This window comes from Romboutsia sp., assembly GCF_051659545.1.
Classification (GTDB): domain Bacteria; phylum Bacillota; class Clostridia; order Peptostreptococcales; family Peptostreptococcaceae; genus JBOFOR01.
Window position 1 is genome coordinate 1 of the sequence record NZ_JBOFOR010000066.1, and the last position, 1,415, is coordinate 1,415.

Sequence of the window (1,415 nt, forward strand, 5' to 3'; positions counted from 1 at the left end):
TAACTTTTTGGTACAAAATAAGGAACAAATTAAAATTAAATTAACATGAATAGTTACAAATTAAATGGTATAGCAGGACATCTTACAAGAAGAATTATTATAGAGTCTTTAAACATAGTCCCTACTGAGTTATATAAAACTGTTAAGTCTATTGACAACAACGGAGTTATTACAACACATGATGGAAGAATGTTTAAGCTTAAATTAGAGTATCTTGGTAATGAGCCTGTGAAACAGATTAAAACTAAATTAAGTGAATTATGAACTTAATAGATAAGATAATACAGGAATGGGAAGAGCACTTTAAGAAAGGAAACAAAACATTAGGAACTTTACCTAATGATTGGAAGATAGAATTAAATGCTCTGTTAGAAGATGCTTTTACCAATGGATATGAATCTGGTTATGATGAAGCTCAAGGTGATGGACCTACATACCAAACATTTGATGAATACTTAAAAAGTAAAGAAGATGCTGGGAAAATATAAAAGAAACATTGATAAAAAACTTGAAAAAAGGTTAAAGCAATTATCTAATAACTATCCAGAAGATAAGGATATGGATTATGATGATATATTTAATTTTGCACAAGAATATGCAAATTGGTATAGCAAAAATGATGCTGTAGCATTTGCTGAATGGATACTTAATAGAAATAGTGAAGAAGGTTCTATGACAATTACTACAAAAATAGATAGAAGTAATGACGAAAGAAATGAGGTAACTTGTTGGGGTACAAATAGATTAGGATATAGTAAAACCTACACCACTGAAGAATTATATCAACTATTTAAAAGTCAACAGAATGGACTATAAAAGATTAGTACTAAAGATAGTACCAGATATACTTAACTCAATGGGTATGTGGTATCTCAACAGTAACCATATTTCAGAGACTTATGATAAACAGGTAGCTAAGGGATTAGCTAAGTATGGCCATTCTTTACAGGATTGTCCAGAAGATAAGTTTGACTGGAACATTATGGCATTGGAGGAGTTAGTAGATGCTGCTCAATATATTATTAAGTTTGAGGAGCAGGAAGAAACAGCTAAATATGCAGTAGCAGAGTTATCATATGATGATGAAGGTATTTCAATGATGTTAACATCTACAAGTACCAACAACTATGAATTTGAAGGTGCTACACAAATATTTAGAGTAGTTTATAATCCAGAAGAAAGAACTACCAGTGTATATGGTGATGGTGCTACCCCTGTTAAAGTATTTGAGTTCTTTGAGATAGGGAAATTAAGGGAATTTTTAATAATGTTACGTTAATTTTTAGTATATTTGCCCTATAATAATATGTAGGGCAAATATTTTTTATTATGGCAAAAAACAGTAATTTACACGCTGCTAAGACAGCTAAAAATGATGAATTTTATACCCAACTCTCTGATATAGAGAAGGAATT

General features: G+C 30.3%; 5 protein-coding genes. All 5 read left to right on the forward strand.

The annotated features are described in order from the left end of the window. The first annotated feature begins 45 nt into the window (after positions 1–45). Positions 46–264 carry a hypothetical protein gene (locus tag ACRC03_RS03690; protein WP_438651201.1) on the forward strand — a complete coding sequence of 73 codons (219 nt, stop codon included), beginning with the start codon at positions 46–48 and terminating at the stop codon, positions 262–264. Beyond that, positions 261–488, forward strand: coding sequence for a hypothetical protein (locus tag ACRC03_RS03695; RefSeq protein ID WP_438651202.1), 228 nt, complete (start codon positions 261–263; stop codon positions 486–488). Before ACRC03_RS03690 ends, ACRC03_RS03695 begins: the two co-directional genes overlap by 4 nt. Next, positions 472–816, forward strand: a complete 345-nt coding sequence (locus ACRC03_RS03700; RefSeq protein ID WP_438651203.1) for a hypothetical protein — start codon at positions 472–474, stop codon at positions 814–816. The genes ACRC03_RS03695 and ACRC03_RS03700 overlap by 17 nt, the downstream gene beginning before the upstream one ends. Then, on the forward strand, positions 806–1,279 hold the full coding sequence (locus ACRC03_RS03705; RefSeq protein WP_438651204.1) for a hypothetical protein: 474 nt from the start codon (positions 806–808) through the stop codon (positions 1,277–1,279). The genes ACRC03_RS03700 and ACRC03_RS03705 overlap by 11 nt, the downstream gene beginning before the upstream one ends. A 50-nt stretch (positions 1,280–1,329) precedes the next feature. Further along, positions 1,330–1,415, forward strand: an 86-nt coding sequence (locus tag ACRC03_RS03710) for an adenine-specific methyltransferase EcoRI family protein (RefSeq protein WP_438651205.1), incomplete at its 3' end; no start/stop codon positions are given.